Origin of the sequence: Burkholderia sp. Se-20378, from assembly GCF_017104665.1 — a bacterium.
Classification (GTDB): Bacteria; Pseudomonadota; Gammaproteobacteria; order Burkholderiales; family Burkholderiaceae; genus Burkholderia; species Burkholderia lata.
This window is the reverse complement of record NZ_JAAGPG010000044.1, coordinates 1-12,284: the sequence shown is the minus strand read 5'-3', so window position 1 is coordinate 12,284 and position 12,284 is coordinate 1. Positions and strand designations below refer to the sequence as shown.

Sequence of the window (12,284 nt, the reverse complement as noted above, 5' to 3'; positions counted from 1 at the left end):
GTCGATAGACAGGCGCCGCCGCCATCTACATCACGACGCGTCGCCTTGGGCATCGACGTCGACGTCGATGCCCAGTTCGCTCGCCATCCGCAGAACCAGCGCATTCAGCCGCGCCACTTCATCCGCGAGACGCTTCTGTTCGGCCTTCAGCGCTTCGAATTCCGAAGGCGGCACGGAATCGGCACCGCCGGCATCCGCGCTCGCGAAGTCGGCCATGTTCACTTCGCCGCACATCAGGTGCATCCAGCGGTTCTCGCGCGCGCCCGGCGCACGCGGCAGCCGGACGACGAGCGGCTGCGTGCGCGCTGCCAGTTCATCGAGGAACGCCTCGACCGACGAGATATCCGCGAAACCGTGCAGGCGCGCGCTGTTCAGCCGCAGCTCGGCGGCCGTCTGCGGGCCGCGCAGCAGCAGGATCGTCAGCAGCGCGATCGCCTGGCTCGGGATGCCGAGCACGCGGTTCACGTTGTGTTCGAAACGCGGCACGCGGCTGCTGCTCCCTTCCATCACGAGGCTCAGGTGCTTCAGCCCGTCGAGCGCGGTCGTGACTTCGTCCTCGCTGACGCTCATCACCGGCGCGCGCGCGGTTTTCTGGTTGCAGCCCGCGGTCAGCGCGTTCAGCGACAACGGATAGGTGTCCGGCACCGTGTGCTGTTTCTCGACGAGCACACCGACAATGCGGGCCTCGAGGGGCGTGAGTTCGCGAAGGGCGCGTGGCGTGGGCGTATCCGGCGTGGTGTTCATGATTGGCGTCGCAGCGTGCAGCAGGTGAAGGGAAACGGTCGCCGCCCGTCCGGCATCGCGCACGGGCGAGCCATATGATAGCTCGCGTCGCGTGGCCCGGCGCCGCGCGACGTGCCGGTGAGCGCACTTGCCGCAGCCGGCTTTCGTCCAACGTATCGGCGAGCCGGTGCCGCACGGCGGATTCCGCCTCCTTGAACGCGGCGGCGTTTGAGCGACACGCATGCGGGCGTACGATATGCGTTACCCTGACGCACGCTGCGCCGCGCGACCGCCTTCGCACGCCACACCACGCATCGCTCGTCCCGCACGCGATGCCGCCACGCATGCGCACCGCGCGTCGACACCACTCATCCCGTTCACCCCTACGACCCGATCACCACCATGACCGCATCCTCTTCCGCACCGCACGTGCGTGCCATCGTCACCGGACACACACGCGGCCTCGGCGCGTCGCTCGCCGAACAACTGCTGCTCGAAGGCGTCGCCGTGCTCGGCGTATCGCGCAGCCGCCATCCGTCGCTCGCGTCGCAAGCCGGCGACCGCTTCGCCGAAGTCGAACTCGACCTGTCGGACACGGCAGCCGTCGCGGCCTGGCTGGCCGGCGACACGCTACGCGGCTTCGTCGACGGCGCGTCGATCGTGCTGCTGTTCAACAACGCGGGCATCGTCGATCCGATCGGCCCGCTCGCCGCGCAAGACCCGGCGATCGTCGCACGCGCGGTCGGCGTGAACGTCGCGGCACCGCTGATGCTGTCGGCCGCGCTCGCGCAAGCGGCATCGGCCACGACCGAATGCCGGATCCTGCACGTGTCGAGCGGCGCGGCACGCAATGCGTATGCCGGCTGGAGCATCTACTGCGCGACCAAGGCCGCGCTCGATCACCATGCACGCGCAGTCGCGCTCGACGCGAACCGCGCGCTGCGGATCTGCAGCGTCGCGCCGGGCGTCGTCGATACGGGCATGCAGGCGACGATCCGATCGAGCAGCGAAGACAACTTCCCGATGCGCGAGAAATTCGACCAGCTGAAATCGAGCGGCGCGCTCGCGACGCCCGAGGCGGCCGCGCGACAGCTGATCGGCTATGCGCTGAGCGACGCGTTCGGCTCGGTGCCGACCACCGACGTGCGGGAACTGCCGAGCCACTGAGTCACGCGGCCGCGCAGCTCGTCAACGCCCTTCGAGCCGCTTCGTCCAGTCTTCGACCTGCCGCTCCGTCCGTCGCTTGTCGAGCATCTTGCGCCAGCCGGGCGGCAGTATCGGGACGTCGCACAGCGCATCGAGCGCGTCCACGTCGAGCGTGCGCCGGTACAGCACGTCGAGCACGGTCGACAGCGGCCATTGCGGGTAGCGGCGCTCATGCAGCGCCAGCACGTCGCCCGGCGCCACCCAGCCTTCCTGCAGCACACGGTAGTACCAGCCGGTCCGGCCGCTTTGCTGCACGAGCGCGGCCATCCGCGGATGATCGAAACGCGCGTTCAGTTTCCAGCACGGCTGCCGCGACTGCGAGACCTGAAGCACGGCGCCGCCCAGCGTGAACGCGTCGCCGAGACACACGTCGCGCTCGGTCACGCCGTGCGTCGACAGGTTCTCGCCGAACGCACCCGGTTGCGCGAGCACGTCGCGCACGCCAATCTGGGCCGACCACCACGCATAGTGGTCGTACGCATAGTGGTGGACCGCCTTGTCGGGGCCGCCGTGATGCCGCGCATCGGCCTGCTCGTCGCCGGCAAAGCCGAGCGTGCCCAGCCACAGACGCGCGCCGACCGGCTGCTTGTCGATCGCGCTGGCATGCGGCGTGCCGGCCAGCGGCCGGCTCTTGCCGACCCGCACCGCGCCGATGGCCGCCGAGATCGCCGGCCGTGCCGCATCGCTCATGTCGTCACACCGTCGGGCAGCGCCGCGAGCAGGCGTTCGAGTTCGCGCGTACGTGCGTCGCCCAGCGGCATCAGCGGCTTCCTCGGTTCACCCGCATCGAAGCCGCGCAGGCGCAAGCCAGCCTTCACGGTCACCGGCAATCCGCCGTTGACGATGAACTGCAGCAGCGGCAACTGCGCATGAAAGACCGTCCTCGCGCGCGCCAGGTCGCCCGCCTGCATCGCGTCGAACAGCGCCAGCGGCAATGCCGCATTCAGGTTCGGCGCGGCCGTGCACCATCCGGCCGCGCCAGCCGCGAGCGCGGCGAGCGCCATCGGATTGCTGCCGTTGTAGAACGGAATCGCGCCGTCGCTCAACTGCGCGAGCCGGTGCATCCGCCCGATGTCGCCGGTACTCTCCTTCACCATCGTCACGTTGTCGACGGTCCGGCAGATCGTCGTGATCAGGTCGGGCGACATGTCGACGCCGCTCGTCGCGGGGTTGTTGTACAGCATGATCGGGATGCCGATGGCGCTGCCGATCGCGCGATAGTGCGCGACGATCTCGTCGTTGGCGAGCTTCCAGTACGACACGGGCAGCACCATCACCGCATCGGCGCCGGCCTGTTCGGCGAAGCGCGCGCGGCGCACCGCGCCCGCCGTGGTGAGATCGGAAATGCCGACGACGGTCGGCACGCGCCGGCGCACCGCACGAATCGATGCAGTGGCGACCGCCTCCCATTCGGCATCGGACAGGTATGCGCTCTCGCCGGTACTGCCCAGCGGGGCGATCGCGTGGACGCCGTCGGCAATCAGGCGCTCGATCAGCGCGTCGAGCGCTTTCAGGTCGACGCCGCCGTCAGCGGAGAACGGCGTCACCGGGTAGGCAATGATGCCTTTCAACAGGATGGACACGATATGTATTCCTCAATGATGAACAGACATGGCAGCGACGAATCGCTTGCTCATGCGACACAGTCCTGATGCGTGCGCAAGGCCCTGCGCGCGTAGTAGTCGAACGTCACCGCATCGCGCTTCGGCTTCGAAATCCAGTCGTGCGCTTCGCGCGCGAGCGCCGGCGGCACCGGCTTGATCTCGCCGGCCGACATCGCGAGCAGCTGCAGCTTCGCGGCCCGCTCGATCAGCAGCGCGAGGATGCAGGCCTCCTCGATCGTCTTGCCCACCACGAGCTGGCCGTGGTGCGACAACAGGATCGAGCGCTTGCCGCCGAGCGCCTTCGAGATGATCTCGCCTTCCTCGTTGCCGACCGGCACGCCGGGCCATTCCTTCAGGAACGCGCAATCGTCGTACAGCGGGCAGGTATCCATGTGCGACACGACGAGCGGCTGCTCGAGCATCGACAGCGCCGCGACATGCGCCGGATGCGTATGGATGATGCAGTTCACGTCCGGGCGCTCGCGGTAGATCCACGTATGGAACCGGTTGGCCGGATTCGGGATGCCCTCGCCGTCGACGACGTCGAGATCCTCGTTGACGCGCAGCAGGTTCGCGGCCGAGATCTCGTCGAAACCGAGCCCGAGCCGCTGCGTGTAGTACGTGCCGGCGTCGCCTGCGCGGCAGGTGATCTGCCCGGCCAGGCCCGAGTCGTGACCGGCGTCGAACAGGATCCGGCACGTGAGCGCGAGCTTCTGCCGCGCGGACCAGCCGCTGTCGCCCACCGCGTTGTCGAGACGCCGCTCCGCCAGCGCGACCAGCGCCTCCTTCGTCAGGTTCAGCGTTTCCGCCATGTTCACCTCCTGAATGGATCGGGCCGGCCGCGCCGTCCGCAGCCGCTTTCCCGGGAAAACATGACACACGATACACCACAGGACACTTTGTGTCATGCGTTACAATCGGTTTTTCGAAGGACACCCGGCGCCCCATGACGATTCGCCTGAAGCTGCTCAGAAAACAGAAGGGCTGGACGCTCGACGTGCTGGCCGACGAGACGGGCCTCACCAAGAGCTACCTGTCGAAAGTCGAGCGCGGCCTGAGCGTGCCGTCGATCGCGGTCGCGCTGAAGCTGTCGAAGGCACTGAATGTCGACGTCGAGCAGTTGTTCTCGGAAAGCCACAACCGCGAGCTGATCACGGTCACGCGCGCCGGCGAGCGCACGGCGATGGGCGCGGCAGCCGACAGCCACGCGCATCGCTTCGAAAGCATCGCGGCCGGCGTCGCGCCGAAGAAGATGCTGCCGTTCGTCGTGCATCCGCCGCACGAATTCGTCGCGTCGACGTTCCGCGAGCACGAAGGCGAGGAGTTCCTGTTCGTACACAAGGGGCGCGTCGAAATCGAATTTCCGAACGAAACGGTGCAACTCAAGACCGGCGATTCAGTCTATTTCAACGCACTCATCCCGCACCGCACGCGCAGCCTCGGCACCGCGCAGGCGGAGATCCTGGTCATCGTCAGTCACGACGACTAGCATCGTCACCTTTTCGCGCAAGGATCCCCGATGGTCACGAAGGCCACCGCACCGTTCCAGCAAATCAAGACGCTCGTTCGCCAGAACGTCGAAGCGGGCGACTGGCGCCCCGGGGACCGCATTCCGTCCGAGCTCGATCTCGCCGCGCAGTTCGGCGTCGCGCGCATGACGGTCAACCGCGCACTGCGCGAGCTGACCGAGGAAGGCGTGCTGAAGCGCATCGCGGGCGTCGGCACCTTCGTCGCCGAAGTGAAGCCACAGTCGAACCTGCTGATGATCGCGCACATCCGCGACGAAATCCGCGCGCGCGGGCACGAATATCGCTGCCGCGTGCTGAGCCAGTCGAGCGAGCCCGCGTCGTTCGACGTCGCGGCCGCGTTCGGCTTGCCGGTCAACACGCCGGTCTTTCATGTGGTGTGCGTGCACGAGGAAAACGGCCGCCCGATCCAGCTCGAGGATCGCTACGTGAACCCGGCCGCCGCGCCCGGTTTCATCGACCAGGATTTCCAGGTCGAACCGCCGTCCGAGTACCTGTACAACAACGTGTCGCACTACGAACTGGAAATCGAGCACGTGGTCGATGCGTCGCTGCCGACCGGCGAACAGGCGCGGCTGCTCGACATGCGCGCCGACGAGCCGTGCCTCACGCTCACGCGCCGCACCTGGACGAACGGGCAGCCCGTCACGTTCGTGCACTTCCTGCATCCGGGCAACCGCTACCGGCTCGGCTCGCGCTTCAAGCCGGGCGCCGGACGCCACCCGACCTGATCCTTTTCCCCACGCACAAAAGCGCGCGGCGGCCGTTTCGTCAGGAAACGGCCGCCGCGTTCGTCATGTGTGCTCGCCCGCGTCAGATCGCGCCGGCCTGCCCCGCGCCTCGCGACCACACGACCGGAAACAGCGGGTGATCGAGCGGCGCGCCGTCGGGCAGCTGCTCGGCGAGCCCAGGGAAATCGGGCGACGTCTTCCAGCGGCGCGGCGCGTGGCGGATATCGTCGCCGACGAAGCGGATCGAGAACGCGCGGCGACGGTTCTGCGTACCGCCCGACGCATGCAGCGTGAGCATCCGGAAGCACACCATGTCGCCGGGTTCGAGCGCCCAATGGCGGATCGGGAAGGCCGCGCGATCGCCTTCGATGTCGGGCAAGTCGGCCAGGCTGCCCTCCGGGAACCACTTCGCCTCCTTGTCCATGAACGTGCGCGGCATCAGCCACGGCCCGAGATGCGAGCCCGCGACGAATTCCAGCGTCGATTCGAGCGGCACCGGATCGACCGGAATCCACATGCTGACGTTGTCATCGCCTTCGATGTTGTAGTACGGCTGGTCCTGGTGCCACGGCGTGCGCTGCCGCGTGCCGGGCTCCTTCACGAGCAGGTGGTCGTGATGCAGCCGCACGTTTTCGCTGCCCATCAGCGCGGCGGCGACCGACGGCGCCGGCGAGCGCACGATGAAGTCGCGATACGCGTCGTTGTGCTGCCAGTTGCAGAAATCCTCGAAGAACCAGCCCGGATCGTCGGGCCGGCTCGCGACTTTTGCGCGCTCGCTGGGCTGCGCGAGATTCGTGTCGATGCCGGCGCGCAGCGCGGCGACTTCGTCGGGCGAAAAGATGCCCTTGATGCAGACCGCGCCTTCCTCGCGGAACGCGGCGATCAGTTCGGGGGTCACGGCTTGCGCGACGCGATCCTGGATACTCGTCATGGTGTGCCTGTCGATGGAATGAATCACGGAATCACGGTGCCGAAGTCAGCTGCTGCTTCGTGCCGTAGATGTCGAAGTCGAAATATTTGGCGGCGATCTTCTGGTACGTGCCGTTCGCGCGAATTGCGACGATCGCGTCGTTCAGCCGCTTCTTCGTCGCTTCGTCGCCCTTGCGCACGCCCATCGCGACGCCGTAGCCGGTGATCCGCACGTCGGTCACGTCGGGGCCCGCGAACGCGTAGCCCTTGCCGCGCGGCGTCTTCAGGAACGAGTAGCCGGCCTGCGTCTTGTCCTGGAAGGTCGCGTCGAGCCGGCCGTTGACGAGATCCTGATACACCTGGTCCTGGTTCTGGTACGAGACGATCGTCACGCCCTTGGTCGCCCATTCGGCCTTCGCATACGCCTCCTGCGTCGTGCCCTGGTCGATCCCGATGCGCTTGCCCGCGAGCGACTCCGCGGTCGGCAGCAGCTTCGAGCCGACCGGCGCGACGAGCGCACCCGGCGACGCATACAGCTTGTTCGAGAAGTCGATCTGCTTGAGCCGCTCGTCGGTGGCCGTCATCGCGGACATGATCACGTCGAACTTGCGTGCGCGCAGCGCCGGAATCATCCCGTCGAAACCCTGCTCGACCCACACGCACTTCGCATGCAGTTGCTCGCAGATCGCATTGCGCAGGTCGATGTCGAAGCCGGCGAGCGAGCCGTCGGGCTGCTTCGCCTCGAACGGCGGATACGTGGGGTCGATGCCCCAGCGGATCGTCGACGCGTCCTGCGCGAACGACACGAGCGGCGCGAACGCCAGCGCGGTAACGAGGAGCTTTGCAGTGCGGTTCATGGCGTGTCCTTGATGGTCTCGACGCGGCGGGCGAACGCCGGCGTCCGGTGGGGAGCGTTGCGCCGGCATGCCCGGCGCGGTGCGCGAAAGACAGGGACTTCGATGAAACTGCGATGCAGTCTAGACCGCTCAATTTTTGAGCGCAAGCGGGGGAAACGGGGGCGGGGTGGAGGGAGGGTGGGCGCGTTCCGGAATCGGGATGGGAAGATAGGGCGGCGCTTTAAATAAGGCCATCTTGCAGGATTTACATGGCTTTTCGGTGTTTACCCTTTACGACGCACATCTGCCACAAAGCGAGTTTTTCCGGATATCCGTTGGATGGTGATGTCTATACAGGGAATCAGGACGAAGCCTCGCCCCGCTGCCTTTCGTAGGAAATCGATGCCGCATCCTATACCGCAAAAAAGGCTGCTCGAATGCGCAGGCACATCCGGCGATGCAAGATATACCTTACATTCATGAGCCATTGATCCGTGCAGGAAGGCCCGCATGCAACTTCACGAGATCGGTCAGGCCGTCGCGAAACGGCGAGCGGAACTCGACCTCACGCAGGCTCGGCTGGTCAGGCTCGCCGGACTTTCTCGCCTCACCGTGAATCAGCTGGAAAACGGCAAACTCAAGGATCTCGGCGTCAACAAGCTGATCCCGTTGCTAGGCTTGCTCGGCATCGAACTCATGACCCGACCGCGGCCGGCTCAACGCGGTCTTTACATGGCCGTCATTGGCGCAAACGTCAGCCACAAGAGCGAATTGACCGAGCGATTGCTCGTCGACGCGTTAGCCTCCGGGCAAATCCCCGCCGGGTATGAAGCGCATTTCGCTGTCATCCTCGACGAGGTCCCGCTGCCGGTTGTAGTGAAAGCAGCCGAGGAAGCTGCCCAGCGCTCGGGCACGCCACTTCGCGCCATCTGGAAAAATCTGGTCAAGTGGTCGAAGGCGCTTCATCTCTATCGGGAAGTATGGGTCTGATCGCTGCCCCTTCGCCCACACCGCCCGCTACCGCGCCCCCGCCGCCACCAACACCCGCTCGATCGCCCCATACCCGCGCCGCCGCGCATGCTGCAGCGGCGTCTCGCCGCTGGAATCGGCCAGATTGACGTTCGCGCGCCCGTCCACGAGCAGTTGCACGATCCGCACATACCGCTCGCTGCCGTCGCCGAGCATGATCGCCTCCAGCAGCGCGGTCCAGCCGAGCCGGTTCACATGGTCGACGTTCACGCCCGCATCGATCAGCGTGCGCACCGCATCCACATGGCCACGCTCCGCCGCCGGAATCAGCGCGGTGCCGCGATACCGGTTCGTGCTGCGCAGGTCGGCGCCATGCGCGAGCGTCATCCGCAGGATGTCGAGATAGCCGCGCGCACCGGCATACAGGTACGGGCTGTCCTGGATCGCATCCTTCGCGTTGACGTCCGCGCCCGCGTCGATCAGCACGCACGCCGCATCGACGTGATTGCCGTGCGTCGCGATCAGGAGCGCCGTGCGGCCCTGCCCGTCACGTGAATCGATCTGCGCGCCGCGCTCGAGCAGCGTGCGCACGTCGCCCGCATCACCGCGATCGGCCGCGCTGCGCAGCCTGCCCTCGAGCGCGCCGCCGTCGGCGGCGGCCACTGCCGACGTGAGCGTGGTCAACGCAAACGAGCCGATGATCGCAATCCGTTTGAACAACATCCCGTTTCCTCCTTGCGTGCCGCGCACGCCGATACGCGGCCGATGCAATACGTCAGGCGAGGCGCCCCCGTGGCGCAGTACGACGCCGCGCCATGTCCGGCGAAACCGCGATTGCCCGCGGCGTCCGGCCATGTTAAAAGTCGTCGCACGCATTTGGAAATGAAATGTTCGAATCCGAAAAAGTGCAGAAATGAATAGACCCCTGTTCGACCTCGACCTGCTGCGCGCGCTCGTGATGGTTGCCGACTGCGGCAGCTTCACGACGGCGTCCGCGCGCCTGCATTCGACGCAGTCGACGGTCAGCCAGAAGGTGCGCCGGCTCGAGGAAATCGCCGGGCACCGCCTGCTCGACCGCGGCACGCGCGACGTGCGGCCGACCGACGCGGGCGTGACGGTGCTCAGCTATGCGCGGCGCATGATCGCGCTGAACGACGAGATGCTGGAAGCGCTGTCGGGCGCCACGGTCGCGCTGACGATCCGGCTCGGCGTGCCCGACGATTTCGCGGCAGGCCGCACGACGCATGCGCTCGCCGCGTTCAAGCGCGCGCATCCGCAGGTCAAGCTCGAAGTGATGTGCGGGCTGAGCCGCGACATCAGCGCCGCGTACGACCGCGGCGAGCTCGACCTCGTGCTGATCAAGCAGCGGCGCGACAGCCGCGAGGCCGTCGTGCGCTGGCCCGAGAAGCTGCGCTGGATCGACAGCGCGAAGCATCCGACGATCGATCTCGACCCGGTGCCGATCGTCGTGTTCCCGCCGCGCGGGCTCTATCGCGACGACATGATCAAGGCGATCGAGGAGCGCGGCCGCCGCTGGCGGATCAGCTTCACGACGTCGAGCCTGAGCGGCATCCAGGCCGCCGTCGCGGACGGGCTCGGCATCAGCGTGCTGCCCGCGCGCGTGGTGACGGACGAGCACGTCGTGCTGACCGCGAAACAGGGTTTCGCGCCGATCGAGCACATGGACATCGCGATCCTGCATCGGCCGACGGCCGACCCGATGGTCAGCGAACTGACGAAGGCGCTCGCGACGATGCTGGAGCTCGAGGAGTAACAAGCAGGCGGGATGCGGCGGCAATGAGAAGGACGGCGCGGCGCCGTCCGCATGGTCGATGCGACGAGATCGCGGGCGGGCCAAAACGCCCGCGCGCTCGGCCCCGTCAGAACATCGTGTTCCCGTTCGCGGCCTGCTCGGGCACCGGCTGGTTCACATCCCAGTGCTCGACGATCTTGCCGTTCTCGAGCCGGAAGATGTCCATGATCGCGCTGCCGCGCGTGCCCGGTTCGCGCACCGCATGCACGTGCAGGATCACGTAGTCGCCGTCGACGAACGAGCGCTTGATCTCGCTGTGCGACTGCGGATATTTGTCGCGCAGGAACGCGACGAACTTGCGGAAGCCATCGCGGCCGTCGGCCGCATTCGGGTTGTGCTGCACGTAGCGATCGCCGACGTACGCGAGCGCGGCGTCCACATCTTTCTCGTTCAGGCCTTTTTCATAGAACGCGAGCACCGTCCGCCGGTTGGCTTCCTGCTGCGCGTCGGTCGGGCCGGCCGCCACCGCGTGCGCGGTGGTCACGGCGAACAGGGCCGCCGCCATCCATCGTGCGGCCCGTGCCGCTGTTGTGCGTCGCATCGTCGTCTCCCCGGAAATCCGGCTGAAAACCGGATCATACCGGGGCGACGCTGCGCTCACGCTTCACTCACACGAGCGCGCCGTTGCGCGCAACGACCTTCCCCGACGACACGACGAGCCGTCGCACCGGCCGTGCGACGACGGCCTCGGCGAACGTCAGCGCATCGACCAGCACGACGTCCGCGCGGCTGCCCGGCTGCAGCCCGTAACCGTCGAAGCCGCAACCGCGCGCCGCGCCGTGCGTCACGCAGTCGAGCGCAACTTCGAGCGCATCGTCACGGCGGAAATCGTTGCGCATGCCGATCAGCATCGCGCGTTCGAGCATGTCGGGCGACCCGTACGGCGTCCACGTGTCGCGCACGCCGTCGTTGCCGCCGATGACCGTCACGCCCGCCGCGCGGCACGCGGCCACCGGCGGCACGGGCACCGCCGCCGGCGCGGTCGTGACGAGCCCGACGCCGAGTTCGGCCATCCGCGCGAGCAACGCATCGCGCTCGCGTTCGGCGATATCGCCGAGGCAGAACCCGTGGCTGATCGTCACCTTGCCCTGCATGCCGTGCGCGGCCGTGCGCTGCAGGATCAGGTCGAGCGAGTACGCGCCCATCGATCCGCGCTCGTGCAGATGGAGGTCGAGCCCGCGGCCGTGGCGCTCGGCGATCGCGAACAGCACGTCCACCGCTTCGACCGGATCGCCTTCGATCGCGCACGGGTCGAGCCCGCCGAGCAGATCGGCACCGGCGGCAAGGGCTTCGGACAGCAGCGCATCGGTGCCCGGCCGCTTGAGCACGCCCGATTGCGGAAACGCGACGATCTGGATTTCAACTTGCCCGCGCAGCGTCTCGCGCGTCGCGAGCACGCCTTGCAGATGCCGCAGCCCGGCTTCGGTGTCGATGTCGACGTGCGTGCGGATGCGCGTCGTGCCGGCCGCGAGGAACGCGCGCGACAGTGCGAGCGACGCGACACCCGCGTCATGGCCGCTCGTCGCGCGATAGTGGCGTTCGTTCTCGATCCGGTCGACGAGGCGCGGCCCGACCTGGTTGCGATACCACGGCATGCCCCAGTGCGTCTTGTCGAGGTGCGTGTGGCCTTCGACGAGGCCGGGCAGCGCGAGCGCGCCCGCGCCGTCCTCGATCACGCAGCCAGCGGGCGCGTCGAGCGACGGACCGATGCGCGCGATGCGATCGCCTTCGATCAGGATGTCGAGCGCGGCGTCGGCGCTCGGGCGGACGTTGCGGATCAGCAGGTTCGTCATGTCGGTTCCGGTGTGGTCGGTCAGTGCAGTCAGTGCGGTCGATACGAAGGGGCACGGCGCGTGCCGTGCCGCCGGTCAGATGGGTCAGCGCGTAAAGCGCAGCGCGGGGGCGAACGGCGCGCCCGTGTCGCTTTCGCCGCGACGGAACACCCAGCGCTCGGCCGGCACGCCCGC

The 12,284-nt window shown here is 67.4% G+C and carries 14 protein-coding genes; 5 read left to right on the top strand and 9 right to left on the bottom strand.

Going from position 1 to position 12,284, the window contains the following annotated elements:
- Window positions 1–30 precede the first annotated feature (30 nt).
- Window positions 31–744 carry a YceH family protein gene (locus G3N93_RS08490; RefSeq protein ID WP_174940605.1) on the bottom strand — a complete coding sequence of 238 codons (714 nt, stop codon included), beginning with the start codon at window positions 742–744 and terminating at the stop codon, window positions 31–33.
- Between the two features lie 381 nt (window positions 745–1,125).
- On the opposite strand from G3N93_RS08490, the gene G3N93_RS08485 reads away from it, so the two are divergent.
- Complete coding sequence (locus tag G3N93_RS08485; protein ID WP_206132783.1) at window positions 1,126–1,890, top strand: SDR family oxidoreductase; 765 nt, start codon at window positions 1,126–1,128, stop codon at window positions 1,888–1,890.
- Window positions 1,891–1,911: 21 nt separating this feature from the next.
- Here the strand turns inward: G3N93_RS08485 and G3N93_RS08480 are convergent, their stop codons facing one another.
- Genes G3N93_RS08480 through G3N93_RS08470 form a run of 3 tightly spaced genes read right to left on the bottom strand, consistent with a single transcriptional unit; the run spans window position 1,912 to window position 4,345 of the window.
- Complete coding sequence (locus G3N93_RS08480; RefSeq protein WP_206132782.1) at window positions 1,912–2,619, bottom strand: MOSC domain-containing protein; 708 nt, start codon at window positions 2,617–2,619, stop codon at window positions 1,912–1,914.
- The gene (locus G3N93_RS08475; RefSeq protein ID WP_206132781.1) at window positions 2,616–3,512 is read right to left on the bottom strand and encodes a dihydrodipicolinate synthase family protein; all 897 of its coding nucleotides are present in this window, start codon (window positions 3,510–3,512) and stop codon (window positions 2,616–2,618) included. The genes G3N93_RS08480 and G3N93_RS08475 overlap by 4 nt, the downstream gene beginning before the upstream one ends.
- A 50-nt stretch (window positions 3,513–3,562) precedes the next feature.
- Window positions 3,563–4,345: an aldolase gene (locus G3N93_RS08470; RefSeq protein ID WP_206132780.1), complete on the bottom strand. Its 783-nt coding sequence runs from the start codon at window positions 4,343–4,345 to the stop codon at window positions 3,563–3,565.
- Window positions 4,346–4,479: 134 nt separating this feature from the next.
- On the opposite strand from G3N93_RS08470, the gene G3N93_RS08465 reads away from it, so the two are divergent.
- Complete coding sequence (locus G3N93_RS08465) at window positions 4,480–5,022, top strand: helix-turn-helix domain-containing protein (protein ID WP_048246144.1); 543 nt, start codon at window positions 4,480–4,482, stop codon at window positions 5,020–5,022.
- A 30-nt stretch (window positions 5,023–5,052) separates the two neighbouring features.
- Window positions 5,053–5,790, top strand: a complete 738-nt coding sequence (hutC, locus tag G3N93_RS08460; protein WP_174940596.1) for a histidine utilization repressor — start codon at window positions 5,053–5,055, stop codon at window positions 5,788–5,790.
- Between the two features lie 82 nt (window positions 5,791–5,872).
- Here the strand turns inward: hutC and G3N93_RS08455 are convergent, their stop codons facing one another.
- Together G3N93_RS08455 and G3N93_RS08450 are read right to left on the bottom strand one after the other, a co-directional pair.
- A complete protein-coding gene (locus G3N93_RS08455; protein WP_174940594.1) occupies window positions 5,873–6,721 on the bottom strand; it encodes a phytanoyl-CoA dioxygenase family protein in 849 nt (282 codons plus the stop codon).
- Window positions 6,722–6,752: 31 nt separating this feature from the next.
- A complete protein-coding gene (locus tag G3N93_RS08450) occupies window positions 6,753–7,556 on the bottom strand; it encodes an ABC transporter substrate-binding protein (RefSeq protein ID WP_174940592.1) in 804 nt (267 codons plus the stop codon).
- A 489-nt stretch (window positions 7,557–8,045) separates the two neighbouring features.
- On the opposite strand from G3N93_RS08450, the gene G3N93_RS08445 reads away from it, so the two are divergent.
- Window positions 8,046–8,525, top strand: coding sequence for an XRE family transcriptional regulator (locus G3N93_RS08445; protein WP_206132779.1), 480 nt, complete (start codon window positions 8,046–8,048; stop codon window positions 8,523–8,525).
- A gap of 27 nt (window positions 8,526–8,552) precedes the next feature.
- Here the strand turns inward: G3N93_RS08445 and G3N93_RS08440 are convergent, their stop codons facing one another.
- The gene (locus G3N93_RS08440) at window positions 8,553–9,227 is read right to left on the bottom strand and encodes an ankyrin repeat domain-containing protein (RefSeq protein WP_206132778.1); all 675 of its coding nucleotides are present in this window, start codon (window positions 9,225–9,227) and stop codon (window positions 8,553–8,555) included.
- Between the two features lie 190 nt (window positions 9,228–9,417).
- Here G3N93_RS08440 and G3N93_RS08435 point away from each other — a divergent pair, with 190 nt between their 5' ends.
- On the top strand, window positions 9,418–10,278 hold the full coding sequence (locus tag G3N93_RS08435; protein WP_011353685.1) for a LysR family transcriptional regulator: 861 nt from the start codon (window positions 9,418–9,420) through the stop codon (window positions 10,276–10,278).
- Between the two features lie 106 nt (window positions 10,279–10,384).
- On the opposite strand, the gene G3N93_RS08430 is transcribed toward G3N93_RS08435, so the two are convergent.
- Together G3N93_RS08430 and G3N93_RS08425 are read right to left on the bottom strand one after the other, a co-directional pair.
- Window positions 10,385–10,858, bottom strand: a complete 474-nt coding sequence (locus G3N93_RS08430) for a nuclear transport factor 2 family protein (protein ID WP_206132777.1) — start codon at window positions 10,856–10,858, stop codon at window positions 10,385–10,387.
- Window positions 10,859–10,925: 67 nt separating this feature from the next.
- On the bottom strand, window positions 10,926–12,110 hold the full coding sequence (locus G3N93_RS08425) for an amidohydrolase family protein (protein ID WP_206132776.1): 1,185 nt from the start codon (window positions 12,108–12,110) through the stop codon (window positions 10,926–10,928).
- Between the last annotated feature and the right edge of the window lie 174 nt (window positions 12,111–12,284).

Excerpts from the sequence above, each read along its gene's own strand:
- G3N93_RS08465 (WP_048246144.1), top strand. The coding sequence starts at position 4,480 with ATGACGATTCGCCTGAAGCTGCTCAGAAAACAGAAGGGCTGGACGCTC.
- G3N93_RS08455 (WP_174940594.1), bottom strand. The coding sequence starts at position 6,721 with ATGACGAGTATCCAGGATCGCGTCGCGCAAGCCGTGACCCCCGAACTG.
- G3N93_RS08435 (WP_011353685.1), top strand. The coding sequence starts at position 9,418 with ATGAATAGACCCCTGTTCGACCTCGACCTGCTGCGCGCGCTCGTGATG.
- G3N93_RS08440 (WP_206132778.1), bottom strand. The coding sequence starts at position 9,227 with ATGTTGTTCAAACGGATTGCGATCATCGGCTCGTTTGCGTTGACCACG.
- G3N93_RS08470 (WP_206132780.1), bottom strand. The coding sequence starts at position 4,345 with ATGGCGGAAACGCTGAACCTGACGAAGGAGGCGCTGGTCGCGCTGGCG.
- G3N93_RS08445 (WP_206132779.1), top strand. The coding sequence starts at position 8,046 with ATGCAACTTCACGAGATCGGTCAGGCCGTCGCGAAACGGCGAGCGGAA.
- hutC (WP_174940596.1), top strand. The coding sequence starts at position 5,053 with ATGGTCACGAAGGCCACCGCACCGTTCCAGCAAATCAAGACGCTCGTT.
- G3N93_RS08450 (WP_174940592.1), bottom strand. The coding sequence starts at position 7,556 with ATGAACCGCACTGCAAAGCTCCTCGTTACCGCGCTGGCGTTCGCGCCG.
- G3N93_RS08485 (WP_206132783.1), top strand. The coding sequence starts at position 1,126 with ATGACCGCATCCTCTTCCGCACCGCACGTGCGTGCCATCGTCACCGGA.
- G3N93_RS08490 (WP_174940605.1), bottom strand. The coding sequence starts at position 744 with ATGAACACCACGCCGGATACGCCCACGCCACGCGCCCTTCGCGAACTC.
- G3N93_RS08430 (WP_206132777.1), bottom strand. The coding sequence starts at position 10,858 with ATGCGACGCACAACAGCGGCACGGGCCGCACGATGGATGGCGGCGGCC.
- G3N93_RS08480 (WP_206132782.1), bottom strand. The coding sequence starts at position 2,619 with ATGAGCGATGCGGCACGGCCGGCGATCTCGGCGGCCATCGGCGCGGTG.
- G3N93_RS08425 (WP_206132776.1), bottom strand. The coding sequence starts at position 12,110 with ATGACGAACCTGCTGATCCGCAACGTCCGCCCGAGCGCCGACGCCGCG.